At 33.3% G+C, this 26,918-nt stretch carries 23 protein-coding genes; 13 read left to right on the top strand and 10 right to left on the bottom strand.

The features are described 5' to 3' along the window. On the top strand, positions 1-1,578 hold a 1,578-nt coding region (dnaK, locus tag WBN21_RS08575; protein ID WP_424199348.1), incomplete at its 5' end, for a molecular chaperone DnaK. 110 nt (positions 1,579-1,688) lie between these two features. Continuing rightward, the gene (locus WBN21_RS08570; RefSeq protein WP_424199346.1) at positions 1,689-2,918 is read left to right on the top strand and encodes a class I SAM-dependent rRNA methyltransferase; all 1,230 of its coding nucleotides are present in this window, start codon (positions 1,689-1,691) and stop codon (positions 2,916-2,918) included. A 111-nt stretch (positions 2,919-3,029) separates the two neighbouring features. Here WBN21_RS08570 and WBN21_RS08565 read toward each other — a convergent pair whose 3' ends face one another. From WBN21_RS08565 to WBN21_RS08555, 3 genes are all read right to left on the bottom strand, one after another. Next, positions 3,030-3,530 carry a nicotinate-nucleotide adenylyltransferase gene (locus tag WBN21_RS08565; protein ID WP_424199344.1) on the bottom strand — a complete coding sequence of 167 codons (501 nt, stop codon included), beginning with the start codon at positions 3,528-3,530 and terminating at the stop codon, positions 3,030-3,032. Positions 3,531-3,874: 344 nt separating this feature from the next. Next, positions 3,875-4,393: a hypothetical protein gene (locus WBN21_RS08560; protein WP_424199342.1), complete on the bottom strand. Its 519-nt coding sequence runs from the start codon at positions 4,391-4,393 to the stop codon at positions 3,875-3,877. 160 nt (positions 4,394-4,553) lie between these two features. Beyond that, a complete protein-coding gene (locus WBN21_RS08555; RefSeq protein ID WP_424199340.1) occupies positions 4,554-5,252 on the bottom strand; it encodes a Crp/Fnr family transcriptional regulator in 699 nt (232 codons plus the stop codon). Positions 5,253-5,442: 190 nt separating this feature from the next. On the opposite strand from WBN21_RS08555, the gene WBN21_RS08550 reads away from it, so the two are divergent. From WBN21_RS08550 to WBN21_RS08530, 5 genes are all read left to right on the top strand, one after another. Next, complete coding sequence (locus tag WBN21_RS08550) at positions 5,443-6,390, top strand: NAD(P)H-dependent flavin oxidoreductase (RefSeq protein WP_424199338.1); 948 nt, start codon at positions 5,443-5,445, stop codon at positions 6,388-6,390. A gap of 52 nt (positions 6,391-6,442) precedes the next feature. Then, complete coding sequence (locus WBN21_RS08545) at positions 6,443-7,048, top strand: pyridoxamine 5'-phosphate oxidase family protein (RefSeq protein WP_424199336.1); 606 nt, start codon at positions 6,443-6,445, stop codon at positions 7,046-7,048. A gap of 63 nt (positions 7,049-7,111) precedes the next feature. Continuing rightward, positions 7,112-8,008 carry a hypothetical protein gene (locus WBN21_RS08540; RefSeq protein ID WP_424199335.1) on the top strand — a complete coding sequence of 299 codons (897 nt, stop codon included), beginning with the start codon at positions 7,112-7,114 and terminating at the stop codon, positions 8,006-8,008. Between the two features lie 221 nt (positions 8,009-8,229). Continuing rightward, the gene (locus tag WBN21_RS08535) at positions 8,230-10,407 is read left to right on the top strand and encodes an amino acid permease (RefSeq protein WP_424199333.1); all 2,178 of its coding nucleotides are present in this window, start codon (positions 8,230-8,232) and stop codon (positions 10,405-10,407) included. Between the two features lie 134 nt (positions 10,408-10,541). Further along, complete coding sequence (locus tag WBN21_RS08530) at positions 10,542-10,877, top strand: YtxH domain-containing protein (protein ID WP_424199331.1); 336 nt, start codon at positions 10,542-10,544, stop codon at positions 10,875-10,877. Positions 10,878-10,993: 116 nt separating this feature from the next. Here the strand turns inward: WBN21_RS08530 and WBN21_RS08525 are convergent, their stop codons facing one another. Beyond that, positions 10,994-13,066 (bottom strand): hypothetical protein, encoded by a 2,073-nt coding sequence (locus WBN21_RS08525; protein ID WP_424199329.1) that lies wholly within the window; start codon positions 13,064-13,066, stop codon positions 10,994-10,996. 285 nt (positions 13,067-13,351) lie between these two features. Here WBN21_RS08525 and WBN21_RS08520 point away from each other — a divergent pair, with 285 nt between their 5' ends. From WBN21_RS08520 to WBN21_RS08500, 5 genes are all read left to right on the top strand, one after another. Then, the gene (locus tag WBN21_RS08520; protein WP_424199328.1) at positions 13,352-13,774 is read left to right on the top strand and encodes a PaaI family thioesterase; all 423 of its coding nucleotides are present in this window, start codon (positions 13,352-13,354) and stop codon (positions 13,772-13,774) included. A 2-nt stretch (positions 13,775-13,776) separates the two neighbouring features. Next, positions 13,777-14,898 carry a chorismate-binding protein gene (locus tag WBN21_RS08515; RefSeq protein WP_424199326.1) on the top strand — a complete coding sequence of 374 codons (1,122 nt, stop codon included), beginning with the start codon at positions 13,777-13,779 and terminating at the stop codon, positions 14,896-14,898. 48 nt (positions 14,899-14,946) lie between these two features. Next, a complete protein-coding gene (gene menD / locus WBN21_RS08510; RefSeq protein ID WP_424199324.1) occupies positions 14,947-16,707 on the top strand; it encodes a 2-succinyl-5-enolpyruvyl-6-hydroxy-3-cyclohexene-1-carboxylic-acid synthase in 1,761 nt (586 codons plus the stop codon). A gap of 97 nt (positions 16,708-16,804) precedes the next feature. After that, entirely contained in the window at positions 16,805-17,146 is a 342-nt protein-coding gene (locus WBN21_RS08505; RefSeq protein WP_424199322.1) for a DUF2853 family protein, read from the top strand. Between the two features lie 284 nt (positions 17,147-17,430). After that, positions 17,431-18,261 (top strand): CvfB family protein, encoded by an 831-nt coding sequence (locus tag WBN21_RS08500; RefSeq protein WP_424199320.1) that lies wholly within the window; start codon positions 17,431-17,433, stop codon positions 18,259-18,261. Here WBN21_RS08500 and WBN21_RS08495 read toward each other — a convergent pair. Further along, complete coding sequence (locus WBN21_RS08495; RefSeq protein WP_424199318.1) at positions 18,253-18,681, bottom strand: hypothetical protein; 429 nt, start codon at positions 18,679-18,681, stop codon at positions 18,253-18,255. The genes WBN21_RS08500 and WBN21_RS08495 overlap by 9 nt on opposite strands. A 388-nt stretch (positions 18,682-19,069) precedes the next feature. On the opposite strand from WBN21_RS08495, the gene mnmE reads away from it, so the two are divergent. Beyond that, a complete protein-coding gene (mnmE, locus tag WBN21_RS08490; protein WP_424199316.1) occupies positions 19,070-20,467 on the top strand; it encodes a tRNA uridine-5-carboxymethylaminomethyl(34) synthesis GTPase MnmE in 1,398 nt (465 codons plus the stop codon). 352 nt (positions 20,468-20,819) lie between these two features. Here mnmE and WBN21_RS08485 read toward each other — a convergent pair whose 3' ends face one another. The 5 genes from WBN21_RS08485 to WBN21_RS08465 form a co-directional block, all read right to left on the bottom strand. Next, a complete protein-coding gene (locus WBN21_RS08485) occupies positions 20,820-23,147 on the bottom strand; it encodes a GumC family protein (RefSeq protein WP_424199314.1) in 2,328 nt (775 codons plus the stop codon). Positions 23,148-23,149: 2 nt separating this feature from the next. Further along, complete coding sequence (locus WBN21_RS08480; protein ID WP_424199312.1) at positions 23,150-23,908, bottom strand: polysaccharide biosynthesis/export family protein; 759 nt, start codon at positions 23,906-23,908, stop codon at positions 23,150-23,152. Positions 23,909-24,196: 288 nt separating this feature from the next. Then, positions 24,197-25,123 (bottom strand): MraY family glycosyltransferase, encoded by a 927-nt coding sequence (locus WBN21_RS08475; protein ID WP_424199310.1) that lies wholly within the window; start codon positions 25,121-25,123, stop codon positions 24,197-24,199. 317 nt (positions 25,124-25,440) lie between these two features. Continuing rightward, the gene (locus WBN21_RS08470; RefSeq protein WP_424199308.1) at positions 25,441-26,160 is read right to left on the bottom strand and encodes a WecB/TagA/CpsF family glycosyltransferase; all 720 of its coding nucleotides are present in this window, start codon (positions 26,158-26,160) and stop codon (positions 25,441-25,443) included. Positions 26,161-26,168: 8 nt separating this feature from the next. Beyond that, a partial coding sequence (locus WBN21_RS08465; protein ID WP_424199307.1) for a glycosyltransferase occupies positions 26,169-26,918 on the bottom strand: 750 nt, incomplete at its 5' end.

Genomic DNA, 26,918 nt, shown 5'->3' with positions numbered 1-26,918 from the left:
CCTCAAGAATTATCGGCTATGATTCTTCAAAAAATGAAGAAAACGGCTGAGGATTATTTAGGAACTACGGTAACTCGTGCGGTAATTACTGTGCCTGCTTACTTTAACGATAGCCAACGTCAAGCTACTAAAGAAGCTGGTGAGATTGCTGGTTTAAAAGTAGAGCGTATTATTAACGAACCTACTGCTGCTGCTTTAGCTTATGGTATGGACAAAAAAGGAACGGACCAGAAAATTGTGGTTTTTGACTTTGGTGGAGGAACACATGATGTATCTATTCTTGAATTAGGTGATGGTGTATTTGAAGTACTTTCTACTGATGGTGATACCCACTTAGGTGGTGATGATGTTGACCAAAAAATTATTGATTGGTTAGCAGATGAGTTTCAAGCTGAAGAAAGTATGGATTTACGTAAAGACCCAATGTCTTTACAACGTGTGAAGGAAGCTGCTGAAAAAGCGAAGATTGAATTATCATCTTCTGCGCAAACAGAAATTAACTTACCTTATATAACAGCTACTGCTAGTGGACCAAAGCACTTAGTGCGCACATTAACACGTAGTAAATTTGAGCAATTAATTGACGATTTAGTAAAACGTACTATTGAGCCTTGTGCTTCTGCATTAAAAGCAGCTGGTTTATCAAAATCTGATATTGACGAAGTTATTTTAGTAGGTGGTTCTACACGTATTCCTGCCGTACAAGCTGCGGTTGAGAAATTCTTTGGAAAAGCACCAAGTAAAGGTGTAAATCCTGATGAAGTTGTTTCTTTAGGTGCTGGTATTCAAGGTGGTGTATTAACTGGAGATGTTAAAGATGTATTACTTTTAGATGTAACACCTTTATCTTTAGGTATTGAAACTATGGGTAACGTATTTACTAAGCTTATTGAAGCAAATACTACGATTCCTACTAAGAAATCTCAAGTATTCTCTACAGCAGCAGATAATCAACCATCTGTAGAAATTCACGTATTACAAGGTGAAAGAGCAATGGCTGCCGATAACAATACTATTGGACGTTTTCATTTAAGTGATATTCCACCAGCAAGACGTGGAACACCACAAATTGAAGTAACGTTTGATATTGATGCCAATGGTATTATTAAGGTATCGGCTGAAGATAAAGCAACTAATAAGAAACAAGATATTCGTATCGAGGCTTCTTCTGGTTTAAGTGAAGAGGAAATCAAAAAGATGAAAGCTGATGCTGAAGCAAATGCTGAAGCAGATAAAGCTGCAGCTGAAAATGCTCAGAAATTAAATGAAGCAGATTCTATGATTTTCCAAACTGAAAAGCAATTAGAAGAGTTTGGTGATAAATTATCGGAAGATAAAAAACAACCTATCGTTGATGCTTTAGAAGAATTGAAAAAAGCTTACGAGTCTAAAGACTTGGCTGTTATTACTCCAGCTCTAGATAAAATAAACGAAGCTTGGAAAGTAGCTTCTGAAGAAATGTACAAAGCACAAGCCGATGCACAAGGTGGCGCTCCAGGACCGGATGCTGGTGCAGGTGAGCAACCACAAGCTGAAGGAAGTGATGTGGAAGATGTTGATTTTGAAGAAGTGAAGTAAAAAAAAGCTTGAAGTTGGAAGACTTAAGCTAGAAGTTTAAAAAAAACGCAATCAGAAATGGTTGCGTTTTTTTTGTTTTTAAAACTTTACTTTTACCTGAAATATAAAGCATGTCTTTTTCTTCAAAAATAAAATCAAATTATAAACCAAATCGTTTAGCAGTAAAACTAAACTCAAAAGGCGAACAATTTGTTGTACAAGGGCATCCATGGGTATTTTCAAATAATATTACTAAAATAAACGACGATGCAAAATCTGGAGATTTGGCAATCATTTTTAGTAAAAATAAAAACAGAGTAGTTGGTTTAGGTCTTTATGATGCTAAATCTCCTATAAGAATCAAAATGCTACATAGCAGCCATGAGAAAGCTGAAATTAATGACGAGTTTTTTCGAAAAAAGATAGAAGAGGCTTATTCAAAAAGACAACCTTTATTAAAAACAAATACCAATAGTTACCGTTTATTATTTGGTGAAAATGATGGTTTTCCTGGGTTGATAGCTGATGTTTACGCATTGGTGTTAGTTGTTAAAATTTATTCAGAAATTTGGTTGCCTTATTTAGAAACTATTATTCCAAGTTTACAGCAAACTTCGCAGGCAGAAACAGTTGTTTTTCGATTAAGTAGAAGTTTAGAAAACTCTAAAGCTCATAAACTAGAAAATGGCGAGGTGGTTTTTGGAACCTTAGAAAACGAGGTTGTCGAGTTTGTGGAACACGATGTTAATTTTTCAGCGAACGTCATTAAAGGCCATAAAACAGGTTATTTTTTAGACCATCGAGCCAATAGAAAACAAGTAGGCGAGTGGAGCACAGGTAAAACCGTTTTAGATGTGTTCTCTTATGCAGGAGGATTTTCAGTTCATGCTTTGTACAATGGTGCTAAAGAAGTAACGAGTTTAGACATTAGTAAACAAGCCTTAGAAATAGCCATAGAAAACGGCAAGCTTAATAATTATTCTGGAAAGCATAAGATAATTGCCGGTGATGCTTTCGAAGAATTAAAAAGCCTTATTAAGAATAAAAAAACTTTTGATGTTGTTGTCATTGATCCACCAAGCTTTGCAAAACAAGCATCAGAAATTGAATTGGCTAAAAAGAAGTACGCCCAACTTGCAGTATTAGGAGAAAAACTAACAGCAAAAAACGGATTATTAGTTCTAGCTTCATGTTCTTCAAGAGTATTAGCACAGCAGTTTTTAGATATAAATAGCCAAGTTTTAACTTTTAGTAACCGACGCTATAAGGTGGTTTTAAAGACTGAGCATGACACAGATCATCCCATTAGCTTTCCAGAAGGTGCTTATTTGAAATGTGGCTATTATCGTTTTCAAGATTAGATTAAGTTTTTAAATTATTCTAAAGAATTTGTTTGTGTAAGAGAAATATTGATATAAAAAAAGCGCAATCAAATAAAATTGATGCGCTTTTTTCATCAAATAAGGGATTTATTAAATAAACGCCCCTTTTTCATCAGTCTTAATTGTTATGATTTCATCTTTATTTTGAAGCTTAATTTTATAAGCCTGTTTTAGTGAATCGCTATCAATATTATAATTTATAAAGTAAACATCTTCAACAATTCCCCAATTAGGAAAACGCTTTGATACGGCTTGCAGAACCTCAAGCGGTAATCTTATGTTTTTATATTTCTCAATGGTTCTTACAATTTTTCCATTTTTATCATAAGCAGCAACAATTTTCCCTTCTGGAACATAAAAGGAAACGCTATAAATATCGTGTTCATCATCATAAAGTTCTGACTGCTCAATGTTTTTATAATTTAGCATGACTTCTTCTAATTTTTTAACACGCTCAGGAACATTATCTGTGTCTACAGTAGCTAAATATTTGTAATTAACAGAAATTATTGTTTCTGGTAATTCAACTGTTTGAGCATTGATTTGGATGGTTAATCCAAAAATAAATAAACCTAGTACTAGTTTTTTCATGATAGATAAGTATTAATTCTATGGGATAAAATTAACTATGCACGCATAATAAAAACATGATAAAAGTCATAAAACCAGATGTTTAACAGTTTTTTAAAGAGAATAAAGTATAACTAATTGATTATTAGATACTATGCACGCATAGTATTTGGGATTTGAAATAAAAAAAATACAATAGAACTTGTATTTAAAAATAAAGGATTGATTTAGAATGTTTTTATTGTTCTTATAAATAAAATGAAGAAATTAATCAATCCCAGAAAAAAGAACATAAAAAAACCGCAAATAAACTAACTTGAGTAGTATCATTTGCGGTACTAGTGACAATTCATAATTATAAAATTTTAAAGCACTTTTCCTGATGGATCAATTTTTAGGTTAATTTTATTATCATCTTTCAAGAGTCTAATAGTATAATATTTTTTAGCTTCTTCTCCTGAAGAATATTTCACCAAATAGGTGTCTGATTTAAATTCCCAACCTGGATATTGCATCATTATTTGGTTAACAAGATCTTTTGGTAAAACAATATTTTTAAATTTTTCAAAAGATTTTATAATTTTTCCAGTTTCATCATATGATGCGATAATTCGAGCATGGGGTTCTTGAAAAGTAACTTGGAGAGCATAAATATCTGCTTCATCAAAGTTTGGATGTTCCGATACATCATAACTGGCAGCGGTTTTTTCCATTTTTTTGACGATTCTAGGCGAATTGTCATCAATAACATTACTTATGTAAGTGAAATTGGCAGGAACAATTGTTACTTCAGGTAACATTTCATTTAGGGCAAAACTGTGATTTTGCGCAACTGTTAGGTTGGTGAGTCCTAAAACTAATAAACCAATCATAAATTTTTTCATTTTTTTACGTATTTAATTAATAATATATTTTTCTATATAGATTATTAATTAGTTCTTAAAAAAAATAAAATTTTATTGCTGGGATTGAGTCAAAGGTAGTAGAGAAGTTCAGACTAAAAAGTTACCTAGGTGCGAAATACTGTTAAATGTTTCTTAACACCTAACTATCTGTTTTTATGAGTTTTATGAGTCTGTCCATGTCACAAATCTCAATATTTTTTCTTTTAATTTTTATAATACCACTTAATTTTAATGTACGAATATGCCTGTTTAAAACAGCACGTGTAGTCCCAATTAAGTTGGCTAACTCGTCATGAGGAAGATTATTAATAACCTCTAACTTATTTGTAAGTTTATTGTGATATTTGATAAGTAGTTTTGCAAATCGGGTAGGCGTATCGTCTATAATAATTTGCTTTACATATTCCTCAAGATAATTCATTTTGTGTAACGTAAAGTCTAAAATAGATTTTATAAAAATGGGGTTTTCAGCTAACCATTCCTTCATTCTATTAAGCGGAATGCACAAAACTTCACTATAGTTTAAAGATTCGTAATAAATATTATGTGTATAACCATTAATTAAGGTTAATACATCAAACATATCATTTGCTCTAAGTATGTAAAGCGTAAAATAGCGATCGTTTTCAATATTATAATTATAGACTTTTATTTTTCCAACTAAAATAATATGAAATTTATGAAGATTTTTATCACCAAAATGGCAAGTTTTTTTTGGCCATTGTTCAATGTAGCCAATATCAAAAAGTTTTAAAACAGATGGAATAGGCAATTTATCAAAAAGCTCACTCTTTTTTAAATTTATAAAATAAGCATTATTTTGATTTATTTTTCCCATTTAATTTGAGTTTGCGCTACATCAAATTAAATCTAAGGTTTGCTCAATTTTTGAGAAAATTGAATGATTCAAAATGTTTTTGAATTCAGAAGGGAACTATAAATATACAACAAATAATGGAGAAACGAAATAATATAATATACTATGCATGCATAATATTTATTATATTTGCTGAAATCAATATTACATAATGGATACTAAACTCACTAAACTTTTAAATATTACTTACCCAATTATTCAAGCCCCTATGTTTTTGGTTTCAAATGTTGCCATGGTAAAAGAAGCTATGAATGGTGGCATAGCTGGTTGCATTCCTGCGTTAAATTATAGAACTTTAGATGAGTTACGCGTTGCTTTACAAGAATTAAAGGCAGCAAAGCCAGAAGGAGGTTCCTTTGGGTTTAATCTTATTGTAAATAAATCGAATGTAAAGTATAAAGGGCAGTTAGAAGTTATTTGTGAAGAAGGTTGCGATTTTATAATCACCTCATTAGGAAGTCCTGAAGAAACCATCAATCAATCACATAAAGTGGGTATTAAAGTGTTTTGTGATGTTACCGATTTACATTTTGCCAAAAAAGTAGAAAGCTTAGGAGCCGATGCTGTCATAGCTGTTAATAATGAAGCTGGTGGTCATCGAGGGAACCTATCGCCAGAGGCATTAATAAAAGAATTAACCACACATTGTAGTATTCCGGTTATTTCTGCTGGAGGTGTTGGATGTAAGGCCGATGTTGATGAAATGTTGGGATATGGAGCAGATGGTGTTTCTGTTGGCAGTCCGTTTATTGCATCTGTTGAAGCTGGGGTTACAGAAGAATATAAACAAGCTTGCGTTGATTATGGCGCTGAAGATATTGTGATGACCGAACGTATTTCAGGAACTCCATGTACCGTAATTAATACTGACTATGTTAAAAAAATAGGCACGAAACAAACCTGGTTAGAATCTGTTTTAAACAAGAATAAGAAACTTAAAAAATGGGTTAAAATGATTCGCTTTTCTATAGGTATGAATGCCACTAAAAATGCTGCTACCAAGGCTACTTATAAAACTGTTTGGGTTGCTGGTCCTAGTATTGAACATACCACTAAAATATTACCTACTAAAGATATTATAAGACATTTAGTGAGTTAGAAATCTCTCATTTTAAATTGTTAAATTTGATTATCATAATAAATTTCTATTTATGAAAATCGAAAACGATGCGCAACTTCGCGAATTATACGGCTACCCAAAGGGAAGAGCAAAAGAGAAAGTATTATCTCATTTAGAAAAACACGGCATACATTTTATTAAAAATTCACCTTTTTTTGTCATGTCTACTTCCAGTAACGAAGGCAAGGCAGATGCTTCACCAAGAGGTGGCGTTCCTGGATTTGTAAAAGTAATAGATGATAAAACACTTATAATTCCTGATTCTAAAGGCAATAATAGGGTAGATAGTATTGGAAATATTGTGGAAACTGGGCGCATCGGATTATTATTTTTAATTCCCGGAATTGATGAAACTTTACGTATTAATGGAAGTGCTTATTTAAGTACTGACATTAAACATTTAGACTTATTTTCAGAAGGCCAAAACCCACCAAAAGCCTGCTTAGTAGTTTCAGTCGAAGAAGCCTTTCTACATTGTGCTAAAGCCTTTATGCGTTCTAAATTATGGGATGCATCTGCGCAAATTGAAAGTCAATCTTTTCCAACCATGGGAAAAATGCTTAAAGATCAATTAGGTTCTAAAGAAGATCCAGAATCAAGAGACGATATGATAAAGCGTTATAAAAAAGATTTGTAATTGGTTTAGTATTATAATTTCAATAATTTCGTAGATGTGATAAATGACTTAAAATCTTTTCAAATGAATTTAAAATACATCGTATTGAGTTGCTTATGCTTAAGTCTTATTTTTTCTTGTGGAAAAAAGAAAGCACAACCCAAAGAGGTCGAAGTTATTAAAACGATTAAAAAACCAAGTTTAGAATTAATTTGGCAAACAGATTCTCTATTGACTACTTGCGAATCGGTTTTATTTGATAAAGCCTCGCAAACTATTTATGTATCTAATGTAAATAATGGCCCATGGGAAAAAGATAATAATGGCTTCATTTCAACAATAAATACTAAAGGAGAAATAATCGAATTAAAATGGCTAGAAGGTCTTAACGCACCAAAAGGATTGGGGCTTTATAATGGTAAATTGTTCGTAAACGATATTAATTATTTAATAGAAATTGACGTAGAAAGTAGAAAAATATCAAAGGTTTATACTATTGAAAATAATCCGCAATTAAATGATTTAACCGTAAGTCCAGATGGCGTTGTTTACAGTTCTGGATCTAACTCTAACAAGATTCATAAATTAGAAAATGGACGCTTAACCGTTTTTGCTTCAAACCCAGAAGGAAAAAGACTCAACGGATTATTATGGCAAAAGAAAGGTATTTATTATGCAGATTTTGCCGAATCTGTTTTTGGTTTAGTAAACCATGAAGATCCTACTTTTAAAATACTTTCTAAAGCTATTGATCAAGCTGATGGTATTGTACGTTTAGAGAATGGAGATTTCATAACAACTGGTTGGAGCGGTCAGATTTTTTATATCTATGCTAAAGATTGGACTGCCGTTAAGCTTTTAGATACCAGAGAACAAAAAATATCGGCTGCCGATATAGATTTTATTCCAGAAACTCAAACCTTACTTGTACCAACCTTTTTTCATAATAGCGTTATGGCGTACAAGTTAAATTTTAAGTAAATAAAATTGTTTTTGTTAGTAGTAAACTTCAACTAATTATAAGGCATTTAGTTATATTTTTTTTAATTACTTATTTTATTAGATTAACTATTCGATTTTTCACCTTTTTTGAAAGTAATTGTTTTTAAAATATATTAACTCAAGTTTCTTATTAACTGACAAGAAATTTGTAACTTACTAATATATATCTAGTCTTCAAACCGTTAGAAATATCTTATAATATGACTAAAAAAACGTTCGGAACTTTCGCAGGCGTTTTTACACCTACCACTTTAACAATACTTGGTGTAATTATGTATATCCGTCAGCCATGGGTAGTTGGCAATGCTGGTATTGTTGGAGCATTGGGTATTATCTTAATATCGGTGGCCATAACTTTAACAACCGCATTGAGTTTATCTTCAATAACAACCAATGTTCGTATTGGAACTGGCGGTGCATTTAGTATTATCTCAAAATCTTTAGGATTGGAAATTGGAGGTGCTATTGGCATTCCGTTTTATATTGCTCAAGCTCTGGCAGTAGCCATGTACGTATTCGGTTTTAGAGAAGGATTGGTTTCTATTTTGCCTAATTTAAACCATTTAATGCTCGATGTTATTATTTTTTCTGTGGTAATGGCGGTGGCTTTTATAAGTACTAGTTTTGCTTTTAAAATTCAGTATGTTATTTTAGGGATTATTGGTTTGTCATTAATTTCTATTTACGGGGCGCTTTTCGTGAACGACTTAAATTATGATTTCCAATTGTTTGGAACCTATCCTGGATCCATCGAAAATAATTTTAGTGGCACCTCATTTTGGGTGGTTTTTGCTGTGTTTTTTCCAGCAGTAACGGGTGTTATGGCTGGAGCAAATATGTCTGGTGATTTAACAAGTCCAAGAAAAAGTATTCCAAAAGGCACAATTTCCGCAGTCATTTTAACAACCATAATTTACATCAGTTTAATTTTTGTGGCATCATTATTAGCGACTCCAGATGAAATGACATCAAACTATAATTTATTTATAGATAAGGCGCTTTATAGTCCTATTGTGCTTGCAGGCTTATTAGGAGCGACACTATCTTCAGCTTTAGGGTCATTTATCGGCGCACCTAGAATTATGTTAGCACTTGCCGAAAAGGGTATTTTACCCAAGAGCAAAGAGCTGTCTAAAACTTCAAAAAAAGGAGAACCTATAAATTCTATGCTAATTACAGCGGTTATTGTTTTTATTGGTATTTCATTGCGCGATTTAAATACCATTGCACCCATTCTTACCATGTTTTTTATGATTACTTATGCCATGGTAAATATTGTGGTTCTTGTTGAACAGTTATTAGGTTTGCCGAGTTACAGACCTACATTAAAAGTGCCGCTTATTGTTCCAGCTTTGGGTGCATTCGGCTCTATAGTCATCATGTTTGTTATTAATGTTATTGTAGCTTTAACGTCGCTTATCCTCATTTTTATATTCTACTTTTATTTAGTGAATTTAAAATTGAAATCTGAGGCAGGCGATTCTCGGAGTGGACTTTTTACTGCACTTGCTGAGTGGGCTACAAAAAAATCAAGCGATTTAAGTCCGCAAAAAGAAGTGAGGTCTTGGCGTCCAGATCTTCTAATTCCTATGTCTATGCCTAAAGAAATAAGAAGTTCTTATAAGCTTATTCATTCCATTGTTTTCCCAAAAGGATCCATTAAAATACTATCCATTTTTCATGAAAATCCGGAAGAACAGAAAAACATAGAATTATTTCTGAATAATGCTTCACAGAAATATAAGGAGAGCGGTATTTCGGTTTCGTATGCGTTTGTTGAAAATAAGGAGTTGAATACGACTATCAACATTAGTATGCAATCGCTTAACGCGGCATTTTTTAAGCCTAATATAATTTTTGCGACTATTGATACCGGACATGTTAATTTGGACTACTATAACCAGCTTATAATGGATGTTAAAAAGAATAATTTCGGAATGATTCTTTATATACCATATTCCACAGCGAGTCTTGCTATAGAAAAAAACATCAATTTATGGCTTACCGATATTCCAACCAATTGGAAAGAAACTTTTAACGTTGGGCATAATGATTTATCAACGCTTTTATCCCTTTTAATTTGCAAGAATTGGAAGGGAACTATTGATGCTTTTATAATAGACAATAATCCTGATTTAAAATTTTCAGAATCAGATCTTGAAAGTTTTAAAACCATGATTAGGTTTCCAAATAAAACTAATATTAATGTGAAGCAAGGCGAAATTTTGAACCATGTAAAAATGCATAGAAACGCCGATGTCAATATTTTTAGCGTCGATTCTAAAATGACCACTATCGATATGATTAGCATTGTTAGTGAATCACGAATTTCAGGTATTTTCTGTGTGGATTCTAATTTGGAGAATGTATTGGTTTAAAACAAAAGAATTTTAAATTATAATACTCAATTGGCTCATTCTATTCAATTTAGCAAATACGCAACACCCTTTGTCTGTAACAATTCAGTAAGTTTTGCTACATATAAATAGAACTCATTTAAAACAAGAAAAAAATGATAATAAATAAAGCAACAATAACTCTAGGTATATTAGCAGGCACAGCCATTGGCGCCACTATTGGTGTTTTGTTGGCACCAGAAAAGGGTAGTGCCACAAGAGACAAGTTAAAGAAAGAAGCAACAGCAATTAAGGAACAGTTTGTAAGTGATGCTAAAGAAGTTAAAGACGATTTAACCAAAACTGCAACTTCGGGTAAAGAAACGCTTAAAAAAGAGTTTGTTGAAGTGGCAACAAAAGCGAGCCATAAAACGGATCGTGTTATTACTTTCTTAGAAAAGCAACTTGCCATTTTAAAGGAAAAAAATAAAAATTTACAGAAAACGACTTAACAACTGTCTGAAAAGTCAATTTTGGATTAAAATGTCACATTGAGCGAAGTCGAAATGCATTCAAAATCAAGATTACATTGTTTTCGTTAAGCTACGTATTGCCTTAAACCACAACTTTAATCTAACAAATCAGGCGTATCCAAAATCAAGGCTATCTTTTTAATAATGATAGTAATTTGATTCATTTGGGTTTCTATGTTTCTAAAAAAGAGGCTAATATCTCTATTTACCCAACTTTCTGAAAGCACTCTTGCACCCAAACTAATTCTTAAAACAGCACTTTGTACACCGTTTCCATATTTTACATTCACCGCTTGCCCAATATGGCATCGTTGTCCGGCAAGCCTCATAGTTTCTATGGATGCTCCTTCAAATTTATCTGATAAATCAGAATTTAACAAGGTGTAGAGTTGTTTTACTTGCTCAACGGATAAGGCCTCGTTGTTTTTAAGAATAAAAAATGGAAAAATGGTTCGGATATTCCGAATTCCGAATTCTTGATTATTAAAATTATTAGCGCGTGCTGCATCGCCATAAATAGGTTCTAAAAAGGCCGCATCTTTAATAGAATCTTCTACAAAATTGCAAAACATTTCAATCCCCATATTTCTATATAGAATGGGCGTTTTGTAGTATCTATCCATTTCAACAATGGCAGCATTCCAACGCATATAGGAACCATAATTAAACCCGTCGGATAAATCTTTGGAGCAGAACCATGAAGTTGGCCAATCGGAACGATTGTAATATTTAGTTAAACCTGCTGGCAAGGTATTTTTTACTGAAAGAATTAATTCATTTACACTTTCGGGCAGAATTAATGCACCTGCATAAGGAGGTCCTGTAAAGTATTTACTTCCTGTGATGGTAACAATATAGCCTTTCTCTAAATAATTTTGAATATCAATAGGGTCCAACCTAAGTTGTGCCGCATCAATAATAACTTGAATGGATACATCTTTTAGCGCCTCTAATTCTTGCATCATTTTTTGACTAGGCGATTGATAGCCTAATTTTGAATGATCCATAACATGTAATACTATATGTTTGCCTGATTTACTGGTTTCTGTAATGGCTGTAAAAACTTCTTTATCTAATTGAGCGGTTGTTTTTAATTCGCCGTTTTCATCTCTAAAAGGCACTTTAATTAAATCAACATCTCTAAAACCTTCAATTCTATCGCCTTTTGTAATAGGATGGTTGAGCGCGGTGTTATTTTCAAAATGACAACCTTTTAATGCTGCCGGAATCCCGCTTCCTGTTTCATCAGAAGCCACAAGAATATGCGTAATGTCCTTTTTAGTAACAATTTGAGTAATGGCCGCAATTTGAAGTGATGAATCTGTTCCTGAAGGAGAAAAGATTATTTGACTTTCATCATTTAATTGAAATATTTTCTTGAGGTTGTTTTTTAGCAATTCCGAAAACTCGATGGTTGCATTTTTAAACCCATTTTTCAAGCTATTTTTAATTAAGATGCTTCTAACCTTATCGGTTTTATCGAAAGCAAAATTAGAAACACTAGTTGCTGTCGATGAAGCAAAAGTAAAGGCATCAGGTCTTGGAAATGGTCGGCATCCATATTTATTTAACAGAGCCACTTCATCAATATTCAATCTAAGATCGCCACCATCCATTAATAAATATTCAGTTGGTTTGGCTAAATTTTCAATAATAGGTTTCCATGATTCTTTAAATACTTTATTCTTGCTTTCTAATCCGTGAAACGCTTGAAGTTCTGTGTTTTTCAATAAAGAATCAGCATTTATTTCAGCTTCCTTCTTTATTAAATCAATTAAAATATAATTAAGATTATTTAATTTTTCCTTGTCTTCTTTAGGTAATAATTGATAGAATATTCGAGTCACTTTATAGGCAGCCACATCGCATAAAGCAATATCATTTATTTTATTTCCTAAGGCTTTATACCAAAGTTGCCATTCAATACCATATCGCAAATAAACCAATGCTAAAACAGGTTTTCTTAAAAATAATGCCCCAATTATAATGGATTCGTTTGGCACAATTTTAAATACATCAGGCTGACTAGTTGAGGTAATTATATTTATGTTATATAATTTAGGTACCGTGTTAAACCGCTTTAATACGTTTACTAAATAATTGACATTTTCTTTATCGAATAACGGCGTTCTGCTGTATTGATCCTCAATTAAAATATTGTTCGTCATAGGTGATTTTATTTAAAGTGTTCTCATATCCACGCGCAGTAATCAGCATATTATTAGGAAACTGATTTTGTTTCTAGAACACATTTAAAAATTTTTATAAAAATAAGATTATTTTAAAAACTGGAACCCATTCCTGGTCTTAATTGTCCATTTTAACTTTTATTTAGGTAATTGAAGTTATAAATGGGGAATTTAATTTTTGGCAATCAGGAATCTCTTTAATTATGTCTACAATTATAACTACAATTCGTACTTTTACAGTCCCTATGTAAATTAGAATATTTTATGCAATTATCGAAAAAAGAGGTTTTGGAACAAGCAAATAAAGCCTGTAAAAACACCTTAATGGAAACACTACAAATTGAAATGATAGATTTTGGTGATGATTTTTTAATTGCAAGAATGCCAGTAAATTCTAGAGTGCACCAGCCAGATGGTGTGTTGCACGGTGGCGCAACTGTTGCTTTGGCAGAAAGCGTAGGTAGTTTTGCGTCGCATTTATTTATTGATACCGATAAATTTTTTGTTAGAGGTATTGAAATTTCTGCAAATCATTTAAAAAGTATCAAAGCAGGCTATGTGTTTGCAAAAGCTACATTCTTACATAAAGGCAGAACCACACAATTGTTGGACATTCGCGTAACTGATGAAGCTGATAATTTAATTTCTATCTGTAAATTATCTACCATTTCTTTACCTAAAAAGTAAGCATGACTTCAAACGAATTTTTTCAGCGTATTGAAGCGCATTTTAATAATCAACTTCCATTTGTAGCGTATCGAAAACCAAATCAAAATGAAGTTTCGGCGCGTTTACAAAAAGATACTAGTTTACATTTTACGAAAGATTTTATAGAAACAGGATTCGTTTTTTCGCCCTTTGATGCTATTGAAAAAACGGTTTTAATTCCTGACATTCTTTCTGAAAGTATGACCTGTTCAGACGCTATTGATAATCTTGAAAAAACAGGAATTCCATTAGAAAGTGATGCTATTTCGAATGAAGAAAAAATAGTTCACCTAAACCTTGTAAAAAAAGGCGTGGAAGCAATTAATAATTCAGACTTAAAGAAAGTGGTTTTATCTCGTTGCGAAAGCGTAAATCTTGATGACGACAACCCATTTAAAATTTTTAAGCGTCTTTTAAATAAGTATCAGTCGGCATTTGTATATTGTTGGTATCACCCAAAAGTAGGGTTGTGGCTGGGTGCAACGCCAGAAACTTTAATTAAAATTGAAGGCAACCGGTTTTCAATTATGGCATTGGCGGGCACGCAGGATTATAATGGCAGTTTGGATGTGGTTTGGCAAAACAAAGAAAAGCAAGAACAACAGTTTGTAACCGATTTTATAATTGACCATTTAAAACCATCGATTGAAAACTATAAAATTTCGGATGTTGAAACCGTAAAAGCTGGAAATTTAGTGCATTTAAAAACCATGATTTCGGCGCAACTAAAACCAAATACACTTCTAGAAAATGTTATTGAAGCCTTGCACCCAACACCAGCAGTTTGCGGATTACCAAAACTATTAGCGAAACAATTCATTTTAAAACATGAAAATTATAACCGCGAATTTTACACAGGTTTTTTAGGCGAATTAAATTGTGAAACAACTATTGCACCACGATCTAGCAAACGCAATATTGAAAATAGAGCGTATGCTGTAACACGCAAAAGCACGCAATTATATGTGAATTTGCGTTGTATGCAACTAAAAGATAAACAGGCTTTGATATATGTTGGCGGAGGCATTACGGAAGCCTCTAATACTGAAAGTGAGTGGGCCGAAACGGTATCAAAATCGTTAGTTATTAAATCTGTTTTATAAGGACTTTTTATTAGGTGATTTTGTATTTTTGCTTAACAAAATTGCCACATGACTTACCCGAAAATTCCGCTTGCCCAAACCGTTATTCAACTTTGTAAATCCAAAGGTGTTAAACATATTGTAATTTCACCAGGAAGTAGAAATGCGCCCTTAACCATTGGTTTTACTAACGATCCTTTTTTTAATTGTTATAGTATTGTTGACGAGCGTTGTGCAGCGTTTTTTGCACTTGGTATGGCGCAACAATTGCATGAACCTACAGCAATAATCTGTACTTCTGGAAGTGCTTTGTTGAATTATTATCCAGCAGTTTCGGAGGCCTTTTTTAGCGATATTCCTTTGGTGGTAATTTCGGCAGACAGACCCAAACATTTAATTGGAATAGGCGATGGGCAAACTATAAATCAGCAAAACGTATTTGAAAAGCATATTTTATATTCAGCTAATTTAAAGCTGGATTTAAAAGATGAAAAGCAAGTGCCAAGCCATGAGGAGCTTCCAATAATGAAAAATTTGGAAAGTAAGTTTGAGCGCTTACTTGGTTTACAAAAAGATATTCAAACGCATAATGAGGAAGAAATAAATGCTGCTATTAATTTTGCTGGTATTAAAAAAGGCCCTGTTCATATTAATGTGCCCTTAGATGAACCACTTTATGAAACGGTTGATACATTAAGTTTATCTCCAAAAACTATTGAGGTAACTATAAAACCTGAAAATATTGAAGACTATTTATTAGAATCTTGCTTTGAGGATTGGAATTCTGCTACAAAGAAAATGATTTTAGTTGGTGTAAATGCACCAAACCAATTGGAGCAGAAATGGTTGGATGAATTGGCAGAAGATGATAGCGTGATTGTATTAACTGAAACAACATCAAATTTAAACCATCCTAGCTTTTTCCCAAGTATAGATAAGTTGATAGCGCCACTTACTGATGAAGAAAAGCAACAATTACAACCTGATATTTTAGTCACTTTTGGCGGATTAATCGTATCGAAAAAGATTAAACAATTTTTACGAAAATACCAACCCAAACACCATTGGCATATTGATACTAAAAAGGCAAATGACACCTTTTTTTGTTTGGAAAATCACTTTAAAAGCACGCCTAATGCTTTTTTCGAGGCGTTTTTACCAAGGGTCACACATTTTGTAAAAAGTAATTACAAGGCGACATGGACGGCTGTTAAAGAACACAGAACCAAAAGGCATAAAGCGTACATGTTGGAAATTCCGTTTTCTGATTTTTTGGCGTTTAAGTATGTGCTAAAATCGATTCCTAAAAATTACATTTTACAATCAGGAAATAGCTCGACCATTCGGTACATACAACTTTTTAAAATTCAAAAAAGTATTGAAGTGTTTTGTAATCGGGGAACTAGCGGCATTGATGGAAGCACCTCTACAGCCATTGGATGCGCCGTTGCCACAGAGAAACCAACGGTTTTAATTACAGGCGATTTAAGTTTCTTTTACGATAGTAATGCCCTTTGGAATAATTACATTCCTAAAAATTTCAGAATTGTGGTTGTAAACAATCAAGGTGGTGGTATTTTTAGAATTCTGCCAGGACATAAGGATACGGAGAATTTCGACACCTATTTTGAAACCAACCATAAATTAACTGCTGAGCATTTATGCCATATGTATGGTTTTAAATATGAAGCAGCTAAAGATAAGGAGGCACTTAAAACAGCTTTAGAATCTTTTTACAATGAAGATAAGCAACCAAAACTTTTAGAAATTTTTACACCAAAGCAAATAAATGATGAAGTGCTTTTAAAATACTTTGAATTTGTAAAGTAAGATTGTGACTTGTTGATAATTATTGTGTCTAAAAATTAGTTATCTTTAGAACAGTTATCAATTTAATTTATTTTCTAACACATTAAACGAAATCATTATGAGTAAAAGAGATGAGCTTATTGCAAAATATGCTGCAGATTTAAAAGACAAATGCGGAGTTAACGCAGACATGGATTTTTTAACAAAAGTAACTATTGGTTGCGGACCTTCAATTTACAACAAGGACGCATCGACAGTTTCGGGTTCTGACGAATCAGAATTAGCTACCGTTAAAAATAATTTTTTAATTAAAAAATTAGGTTTAAAAGATGGCGCTGATTTAGATAAAGGTATTGCTGCTGTTATGGATAAATACGGACAATCAAACCGTAATAAATATAGAGCGGTGGTTTACTATTTACTTGCAAAGCACTTTAAAAAAGAGTCGGTTTACAAATAATCAACTCACATAAATAATTTAAAACGCTACATTTTTGTAGCGTTTTTTTTGTGCCTTACTTTGAGATTTGGGTAAACGTTTATTTCGAAAAATGACGCTGCAATGGAGTGCGCAAGGGATAGTAGTGGATAGCCCACAGCCCGACTCAGGAGGTGCGAGGACTTGTAACGGATAGCCCGACGCCGACCTAAGGAGGGGTTGCGCCCAAAAAACATAAAAAATATTGCTTAAAGTTGGGTGATTTTAAACTTAGCTTAAGATTGAAAAAATGTTACCTTTGTGGCATGATAAAATTAGGTGAAATAAATACATTAGAAATACTTCGTGAAACTGAGCATGGTGCTTATTTGATTGATGACGAGGATAACCAAGTGCTATTGCCAAATCGTTATGTTCCGGAGACATTTAAAATTTGGGAAAAGCTTGAGGTTTTTGTGTATTTAGATAATGAACAACGCCCTGTTGCGACAACCGATATGCCCTACATTAAGCGCGGCGAATTTGCTTTATTGCGTTGTAACCAAATTACCGATTATGGTGCTTTTTTAGATTGGGGTTTGGTGAAGGAATTGTTTTGTCCGTTTAGCGAGCAAGCTTTTAAAATGAAGCAAGGTGGCTGGTATTTGGTGCATTGCTATTTGGATGAAAAGACTGATAGGCTAGTAGCATCGAGTAAAACCAACCGCTTTTTAGATAATAACGAGCTTACCGTTAGTGAGTTTGATGAAGTTGATTTAATTGTGTCGCATCCGTCTGATATTGGAATGAATGTTATTGTAAATAAAAAGCACATGGGGCTAATTTACAAAGACAGTATTTTTAGAGATTTAAGTATTGGTGATAAGCTTAAAGGGATTGTTAAAAAGATCCGACCTGGGAATAAGCTAGATATTGCTTTAGGGCAAGTTGGTTATAGAAATATTGAACCGAATGCTGACCGGATTATGAAAGAGTTGCAAGATAATAGCGGATATATAAACTTAACTGATAAATCGAGCCCAGAAGCCATTAAAGAGGCCGTGCAAATGAGCAAAAAGAACTTTAAAAAGGCTGTTGGAACGTTATATAAAAAGCGTTTGATTGAGATTAAAACGGATGGTATTTACTTAGTTTAAGGAAAAAGAACCGCTGTTTTTTACTTTTTCGTAAACTTCGTTAATGGCATCATAAATAGTATCATAATCTACTTTTTCAGAAACGCAAAAATCATTCTCCATTTCTGCGTTCATTTTCCCGGCTAAGTCATGGCCCACAACACCATAAGCATATAAGTTTTTGGCTAATTTTTTATACAAGGGTGTGTCTATTAGGTTTACGGAATAGGAGTTTATTCTATTTGTAATAACACCATAAGGTTGTGAATTGCCGAAATAAGAATTTAGTTCATCAATTATCAAGGATGCATTACTTAAATCAAAATGAATGCCTTCATTGAGTTCTACAACAGCTATATGATTAAAGAAAAAAATAGATCCTATGTGGTTCTCAACGGACTTTATAATTTGATTTGATAAATAGGATTCAATAATTTTCATTTTACTGTTTTTATACTGCTTTGATTTAGGATATTTATTAATAAAGGACTCTTAATAGTTATCTAATGTTTTGACACACAATTAAGTAGGAGGTCACCGATAATTTAATTGTTTAGGTGAAATTAGCGACAAACAACATGCTATGCGCGCATAATATATTTATATTAAATATTTGATAATCAATAATTTAACAACGAAATAAGCGAAACTGAAAAAAGTCAAAAAAAGTTGAAATTACTTATAGAATGGTGATTTTTTTTCTGGTTTTCAAGCTTATCTACAATTTAGTAAGTAATAAATATTTGAAAGTATTCAATTAAAATTAAAATTCAAATGTTTGTGTTGGAAGTTGTAGCGTTTAGCATTTCAAATTTAGTATTTTTGTGGCATGATAAATCAAGACACTATTGTAGCCTTAGCAACACCATCTGGTGCAGGTGCTATTGCCGTAATTAGACTATCTGGAAATGATGCTATTGCTATAGCAGATTCGTGTTTTAAATCTGTAAAAAGCCAAAAGACGCTAGGCGTCCAAAAAACGCATACCATTCATTTAGGACATATTATGGATGGCACGCGAACTATAGACGAAGTGTTAGTGTCTATTTTTAAAAATCCTAATTCTTATACAGGAGAAGATGTGGTGGAGGTGTCTTGTCATGGTTCCAATTATATACAGCAAGAAATTATCCAACTATTTTTACGAAAGGGTTGTAGAATGGCTACGGCTGGTGAGTTTACACTTCGTGCGTTTTTAAATGCTAAGTTAGATTTAAGTCAAGCTGAAGCTGTTGCAGATTTAATTTCTAGTGATAATGAAGCGTCTCATCAAATTGCCATGCAACAAATGCGTGGTGGGTTTTCAAGTGAAATTGCTAAACTTCGTGAGGAACTTTTAAATTTTGCGTCTTTGATAGAATTAGAACTCGATTTTGCAGAAGAGGATGTGGAGTTTGCAGATAGAAGTCAATTTAAAGATTTGGTAGAGCGTATTCGATTTGTGTTAAAGCGTTTAATAGATAGTTTTGCGGTTGGTAATGTGATTAAAAACGGCATTCCTGTGGCTATTGTTGGCGAGCCTAATGTTGGGAAATCAACGCTTTTAAATGCTTTGTTGAATGAAGAGCGCGCTATTGTTTCGCACATTGCAGGAACCACTAGAGATACTATTGAAGATGAAATTTCGATAGGTGGCATAGGTTTTAGGTTTATTGATACTGCTGGAATTCGAGAAACTAAAGATGTGGTTGAAAGTATAGGCATTAAAAAAACCTTCGAGAAAATAGATCAAGCTCAAGTGGTTATTTTTATTGCTGATAGCACCAATTTTAAAGATGAATCTTTTGTGCATTCCTTTAAAATTGAGGTCGAAAAAATTAAGAATAAATATCCGCTTAAGCCATTACTTATTATCGCTAATAAAGTTGATAAGTTAAATGAAAAACAAATTGAATTTGTGAAGAATGATATTCCAGAAATTCATTTGTTATCCGCAAAAACAGGCATAGGAGTCGAGGAGTTGAAAGACAAACTTTTAAGTTTTGTTAATACTGGGGCGTTAAGAAATAACGATACTATTGTAACCAATTCTCGTCATTATGATTCGTTATTAAAAGCTTTTGAAGAAATTGATAAAGTAAAGGATGGTTTAGAATCTGGTTTATCTGGCGATTTATTAGCCATTGATATTCGTCAGGCTTTATACTACTTTGGCGAAATAACTGGTGAGATTACTAACGATGATTTGTTAGGGAATATTTTTGCTAATTTTTGTATCGGAAAGTAAGTGTAATTCAACAACTATAAATTGATTAGTTGCCTTTTTTGGAATTAAAAGCACAAAATCTTGAGATTGTTAATCCGATATTTATAAACAGACTTATTAAACAACAACGGACTCAATGTATCAAGTTTCATAAACTGATTCCCAAGGTTTCTTTCTATCCAATGCTATTGTTTAGTTCTGAATATACCAATAGGATCAGTTGAGTGGGATGGCAATAACTCTCAAAATTTAGATTAAAAAGGTGGGTCTAAAAACCTATGCAGTATGGCATATATAAAGAGTTGTTTGTAAAACAGAAAACACGCCATAGAAACACTATACTAGTATTGTAAATGCCATCTACCAAATACCATCAACTTTCGTGATATCCATATTTATGGCCGTAATTATAGTCATACTTTCCAGAATTACCAACCGAATTAATCACAAAGGCTAAATTTTTTAGTTTCTTGTTTTTATACAATTCAACCGAATGCCCCAATAAATTCTTTTCAGTAAAATCAGCTCTAACTATATATAAGGTAGCATCGGCTAATTGCGAAATTAATAAGGTATCTGTTACCAAAATAGTTGGCGCTGTATCTACAATTATATAATCGTATAATGTTTTAGCTTCTTCCAATAAAGCTTCAAAACGTCCATTGGTTAACAAATAGGCTGGGTTAGGAGGCAAGCTTCCGGAAATTAAGGTATCATGATTCGGGTGTTTCTCAAACCCTTTTATGAGCGATTGTTTCCAATCTTTTTCAGGATTATGCAAATAATTAGAAAGCCCTGCTTCTTTTTTATCGATATTCATATAGCTATGCAATTGCGGATTGCGTAAATCGGCACCAATGATCAATACTTTTTTATTTAAACTCGATAAGGACAAGGATAAATTTAAACTCACAAACGTTTTTCCCTCTCCTTTAATTGAAGATGTGCAGAAAATCACTTTGGCAGTATCATCTTGTGGCAGCATATATTTCACATTAGAACTTAATATCCTGAACGATTCGGCTAAACCGGTACGGTCGTTCGGATTGCTAAAAACAAGGTTGTCTTTTGCTTTAATACTCGGTATTTCTCCAGCTACCGGAATGGTGGATGTAAATTGCTCAATATCTTTTTTACCATGCAATTTGGTATCCAACATAAATAGGAGGTACAAGATGCCAAATGGTATTAACAAGCCTGCCAAAATAGATCCCGCATAAAACACATTTCGTTTTGGCGAAATAGGAAGTGAACCCGACAAGGCATGTTCCACCACTTTTACCGCCGGTTCTGTAATGGCTAAATTAATAGAGGCTTCTTCACGTTTTTGTAAGAGAAATAAATAGAGGCTTTCCTTTATTTTTTGCTGACGCTCGATAGCGCGTAATAATTTTTCCTTTTCTGGTAATCGAGAAACCTCACCTTTAAAACGATTGTTTCGAGCTTTAAGCTGTTGTTGCGAGAGGCTTAATTGTTGTTTATACGAATTTAAAGAGCCGTTAATATTGCCTCGTAGATCACTTAATCTAGAATTTAATAGCAGGACTGCAGGATTATTGATGCCTCCACTACTTACCAATTTATCTTTTTCTAAAACAGCGGTATTATAATCCTGTATTAAGGAATTCACGTTCCCATTTTCTATACCTACATTGGCAGGTAAGAGCTCACTTTGGCTACTGCCGCCTTTTAGGGCATCCATGATAAGTTGAGATACCGCTAATTGGTTTTCGACTCTAAAAACTTCTTCTTCCGACTGTTGTCGTTGCTCCATCCTAATCTGAGAATCCGCTTCTAGATACACCAAATTGTTATCCTGCTTAAAATCTTTTTTATCGACTTCTATCGAGTCCAGTTCCTGTGCTAAAAACATAAAACGATCGTCAATAAAATCCAAGGTGCGTTTAGAGACCTGTTGTCGGTCATTAACCCCATCCATATTAAATACAGCAACTACCGCATTTAAAATCAATTCAGAGCGTTCTGGGCTTTCGCCTTTCATACTGAGTTGTAACAAATGACTATTTTCTCCAATAGGTTCAATATTAATACTAGCTTTTAAACCCAACACGGCATTTTTTAGAGGGACTAGTTTTAAAATAAAAGTTTTATTTAAAGCGTCTTTAAGTTGTGCCTTATTTTCAACTTTATTTTGGAATGGCAGTTTATGGTCAATGGCATAGGTATCGTGATTGGCAACGGTTAAGCTGTAGTTAGTTGTCATATCTGTGATTTCAAACCCAGTCTTAGTGGCAACTATTTTATAGGCCATGCTTTTAGTAATACTATCAACAGGGATGGTTTGCTCATACTTAAAAGGTAAATGAACTCGTTGTGTGGTTTGAATCTTTCCTTCCTCTAAAAATATAGAAGTCAAATTTAAATCCGATGCTACCTGTTCCAGAATGCGATAGGAGGTGAGGATTTCTATTTCATTCTCCAGATTGATATTTGTGCGATTAAATACAAAGGCAGAGGATGGTAATTCCAAACCTTTACCTTCATTCAATATTTTGATTTTTGTCGAAGTTTGATAAATTTTAGGTGCATAGCGTAAATAAAAATAACAAGCAAAAGAAAAGAGCAATAAACTCACTAAAAACCAAGGCCAATAGCGTAGATAACGAAGCACTTCATGTTTTAAATCTATGTTTGATTCTTCGTCAGAAAAAAAAGGGTTCTGTGGGCTGGGTTGCTGCATTGTTATCTAGTTAATAAAATGATTACACTAAGCGTTAAGGAGGCCAAGGCTAAAAACGTACCCGTATCAACCACGCCTGAACCTTTAATAACGCGCGTATTCGGATTTACAATAATCACGTCGTTGGGTTTAATTTGGTAAGCATCGCTAGTTAACCACGCGCTTGAATTCAAATTAATATGGCTTATTTTTCGGGTGCCGTCCAGTTCTCTAATCACTAACACATCGTCTCGTTTGCCGTTAATACTTAAATCACCTGCATAGCCCAAGGCTTGTAATAGGTTAATGTTGGTTTCTGTATAATTAAAAGTGCCGGGGCTATTAACCTCGCCCAAAACTGTAAACTTGGCATTCAGCAATCTAATATCCACCGTTGGGTTACTCAAGTGGCCACCTTCTTCCAGTAGGGTTTTGATATGAGCCGCTAATTGATCGGTTGTTTTGTTTGCTACTGAAATAACGCCCAAAATAGGTAATTGTATGCTTTGCTCTTGTGAGACCACATAGCCTTCAAGTTTCATGATATCGATACTGGTAGCCTGCACCATTCCAGAACTTACTTTGTTATAAGGGACTGCTGCTTCCGGAACTAAGGAACCTATGTTTATTTTTAAAATATCATTGGCCTGAATGCGCGTTTCAGAAAACGATACTGCCGAGGCATCTATGGTATTGGCATCCTGAAGATAGAGAACATCCTTTTTAGATACACAGGATTGCAATTGGATTAAGGCTAAAATAATTAAAACTCTAAATTTCATTAATGGCGAATGTATTTATGTAAAAAACAAATATAGTTGGAAAATGTGCAAGAGCAAAAGTATCTGCTTCTAAAAATTGTTGAGATAGAGTTGTAGTTTTAACTTTAAAAACTTCAGTTTAGTGGTATTTATGGTCTTTTTTTTTATCATAGCGGGGATAGAAAAAAGAAATATACCAATGCTTAGAAGTAGCATTAACTGTAAATGAATTTCTAAAGGCCTCAAAATTAAAGCAGCAGCAATTACGATTAAATTAATTGTTACAATAATTCCTGTGGCTTTCAAATGCTAATAGCCCAAATCTAATAGGCGATGATGTATGTGATTCTTATCGGCTAAAAACGGACTGGTTTTATAAATAAATATGCGGACAAAAAATATGCGGAGGGTATCCATTAAGGGGAAAAATAAAATAGACAAGGCAATAAGAGGCGAACTATCTTTAGCACCAATAGGGGTGTTCGATTGCACATACGAAATATAACTCACCGCAAAAACCGCGAGCATAAAACCAACAATCAACGAGCCCGTATCGCCCATAAATATTTTGTTCTTTTTGGAAGCATTCAATCTTAAAAATGGAAGTAAGGCACCAGCCAATGCTGCGGTAAGCGTGGCAGATCCTATATAATTAACACGATAGAATAACCAACCAAAAACTAAGGAAGCCAACAAGGCTATAGAGCCAGCCAATCCATCAATACCATCTATTAAATTATAGGCATTGATAATTAAGATAAATACAAATACGGTAAAACCTATAGATACCCAATACGGCAATACTTCCACCGAGAAAATATTAGAAAACCCACGGATCCGAATATCAGTTATAGTCACAAAAAGAAAGGAAGCAATCAACTGGCCTAAAAATTTCTTTCGTGCTGAAAGCACTAATAAATCATCTTTCAAGCCTAAAAAGAACAGGATGTTTAATCCACCTGCTAGCACTAAAAGACTCTTTGAATTTAAAACAACCCCAGCTAAACAAATAACCAATACCAAACTGATATAAATACCAACCCCGCCAAGTGTTGGGGTGCTATTGGTATGGACACTTCTGTCGTCTGGTTTGTCCATCAGATGTTTTTTAATAGCAATATACATAATGGGCCCATACGAACGATAGGCAATAAACAAGGCTAATAAAAAAGTGCTTAATAGCCAAAGCTCTAAATGGGCTGTGACATCAAAATTATTAAGGAATTCTTTTATCATAATACTTTGTTTGGTGTATGCTTAAACCTAAATCCATTGAGCAAAAACACGACATTTAAAAAGAATGATTGGGTACTATGTCACCCTATTTTATATTTAATAGTTAGCGTAAGCATTACAATAGTAATTGAAATTATAATTTGAACCCTATAAAATAGTTAATCCATCACATTATATCGATGAATCTATATTTATGCCTTTATGTGTACTTAATAAGAGGGTAATTCAAGTGTCGGAAAAATAACTAACTTCTTATAAGTTAATTACGGTATAGCGCAAACCATGGTAAGTTTTATAGTGGTTTGTATTAGGAGGCTTTATAAAATGCCACGATGAAACAATTTATGACTGAATATTTCCAATAAAAACTTGGGTGTAGATATTAAATTCCGTTCAGCTAAACGTCTGGGCTCTTTTAAAAAACGAGGTAACCATTCCAGTCCTAACGAAATCCAGAATGGGCTGGAGCGTTTTACGTTGCCTGCATAAAAATCGAACACAGCACCTATAGAACAAATAATGTTAGCATCTAAATGATCTTTAAAGGTATCCACCCATTTTTCTTGTTTGGGTGCCGTCATACCCACAAACAGCACATCAGGTTTTACAGCATTCACTTGTTCGTACATCTGTTTGCTATCTGCTTCACTAAATTGCGTCTTATAGGGTGGGGAATAGGCATGCACGCTTACGTTTGGATACTCAACGGTTGTTTTTTTCTTTATCTTTTCTAAGGTTTCATTGGAAGCGCCTAGAAAAAAACAAGTGCCTTTGGTGGTATTTAAATGTGCCATTAAGTGCATAAACACATCATAACCTGCTATTTTTTGGATGCGTTTCTTATTCAATATTTTGGCAGCCAATACAATGCCTACACCATCTGGAAGTAATACATCAGCATTTTTTAAAGCGGTTTCAAAGGCTTTGTCTTTTTTTGTTATGCAATAACTGTGTGGATTTATGGTGTTAATAATGCGTACAGAATTTAAATCTATATCCGATAACGATTTTGTAAACACATTAAAATTTAACAGCATCCGTGATTCTAATTAGGGTTAATAGATTTTAATATGGAACACATGTTTTTTTCAAACTTCGAAAGGGTGTATGCATTCATATACTTTTTATAAGCGGCTGTTCCCATGGTTCCCCTTAAAGCTTCATCGTTAATTAAAACTTCCAATTTCTCTGCTAAAGCTAAACTATCTTTTTTTGCAACTAAAAATCCATTTAAACCGTCTTCTATTATTTCTGGAATTGCTCCTTCAAAAGTAGAAATCATGGGCAACTTAAACTGTGACGCCTCTAATAGCACTAAGGGAAAGCAATCACTATAGGTTGGATGTACAAAAATATCTGAACTGTTAAAAATAGCGGTTTTTTCCTCGCCAAATTTCTTTCCTAAATAGCTAACGAAATCCTGTAATTGTAAACAATTCACTTTATTAATAAAATCATCTTCTTTAATATCTCCAAGACCACCTACAAAATTACAGTAGAATTTAATCGATTTACTTTTTAAAATAGATAAGGCTTCCAATAACACATAAACCCCTTTTGACTCTATAAGGTTTGATAAAAATAATAATTGAACGGTTTCGTTTTTAAAATTTGAATTGCTTTCTTTTAAGCTTATTTCTGGAATACCATTTGGGCAATAATACACATTTTCTACTTTTACATATTTGCTGATATCTGAAAACAGATGTTTAGACAGTAAGATAACTTTGGCATTCTTAAAAACCCGTTTATATAAAAAATGATCTAAGGCTTTATTTTGACGACTGCTCACTCC

Source organism: Algibacter sp. (genome assembly GCF_049667265.1).
Classification (GTDB): domain Bacteria; phylum Bacteroidota; class Bacteroidia; order Flavobacteriales; family Flavobacteriaceae; genus Algibacter_B.
The sequence above is the reverse complement of the archived record's forward strand: the minus strand, read 5'-3'. Positions and strand labels throughout refer to the sequence as shown.

Bases quoted from the DNA above. Each gene is read 5' to 3' on its own strand.
- WBN21_RS08570 (WP_424199346.1), top strand. From the start codon at position 1,689: ATGTCTTTTTCTTCAAAAATAAAATCAAATTATAAACCAAATCGTTTA.
- WBN21_RS08565 (WP_424199344.1), bottom strand. From the start codon at position 3,530: ATGAAAAAACTAGTACTAGGTTTATTTATTTTTGGATTAACCATCCAA.
- WBN21_RS08560 (WP_424199342.1), bottom strand. From the start codon at position 4,393: ATGAAAAAATTTATGATTGGTTTATTAGTTTTAGGACTCACCAACCTA.
- WBN21_RS08555 (WP_424199340.1), bottom strand. From the start codon at position 5,252: ATGGGAAAAATAAATCAAAATAATGCTTATTTTATAAATTTAAAAAAG.
- WBN21_RS08550 (WP_424199338.1), top strand. From the start codon at position 5,443: ATGGATACTAAACTCACTAAACTTTTAAATATTACTTACCCAATTATT.
- WBN21_RS08545 (WP_424199336.1), top strand. From the start codon at position 6,443: ATGAAAATCGAAAACGATGCGCAACTTCGCGAATTATACGGCTACCCA.
- WBN21_RS08540 (WP_424199335.1), top strand. From the start codon at position 7,112: ATGAATTTAAAATACATCGTATTGAGTTGCTTATGCTTAAGTCTTATT.
- WBN21_RS08535 (WP_424199333.1), top strand. From the start codon at position 8,230: ATGACTAAAAAAACGTTCGGAACTTTCGCAGGCGTTTTTACACCTACC.
- WBN21_RS08530 (WP_424199331.1), top strand. From the start codon at position 10,542: ATGATAATAAATAAAGCAACAATAACTCTAGGTATATTAGCAGGCACA.
- WBN21_RS08525 (WP_424199329.1), bottom strand. From the start codon at position 13,066: ATGACGAACAATATTTTAATTGAGGATCAATACAGCAGAACGCCGTTA.
- WBN21_RS08520 (WP_424199328.1), top strand. From the start codon at position 13,352: ATGCAATTATCGAAAAAAGAGGTTTTGGAACAAGCAAATAAAGCCTGT.
- WBN21_RS08515 (WP_424199326.1), top strand. From the start codon at position 13,777: ATGACTTCAAACGAATTTTTTCAGCGTATTGAAGCGCATTTTAATAAT.
- menD (WP_424199324.1), top strand. From the start codon at position 14,947: ATGACTTACCCGAAAATTCCGCTTGCCCAAACCGTTATTCAACTTTGT.
- WBN21_RS08505 (WP_424199322.1), top strand. From the start codon at position 16,805: ATGAGTAAAAGAGATGAGCTTATTGCAAAATATGCTGCAGATTTAAAA.
- WBN21_RS08500 (WP_424199320.1), top strand. From the start codon at position 17,431: ATGATAAAATTAGGTGAAATAAATACATTAGAAATACTTCGTGAAACT.
- WBN21_RS08495 (WP_424199318.1), bottom strand. From the start codon at position 18,681: ATGAAAATTATTGAATCCTATTTATCAAATCAAATTATAAAGTCCGTT.
- mnmE (WP_424199316.1), top strand. From the start codon at position 19,070: ATGATAAATCAAGACACTATTGTAGCCTTAGCAACACCATCTGGTGCA.
- WBN21_RS08485 (WP_424199314.1), bottom strand. From the start codon at position 23,147: ATGCAGCAACCCAGCCCACAGAACCCTTTTTTTTCTGACGAAGAATCA.
- WBN21_RS08480 (WP_424199312.1), bottom strand. From the start codon at position 23,908: ATGAAATTTAGAGTTTTAATTATTTTAGCCTTAATCCAATTGCAATCC.
- WBN21_RS08475 (WP_424199310.1), bottom strand. From the start codon at position 25,123: ATGATAAAAGAATTCCTTAATAATTTTGATGTCACAGCCCATTTAGAG.
- WBN21_RS08470 (WP_424199308.1), bottom strand. From the start codon at position 26,160: ATGCTGTTAAATTTTAATGTGTTTACAAAATCGTTATCGGATATAGAT.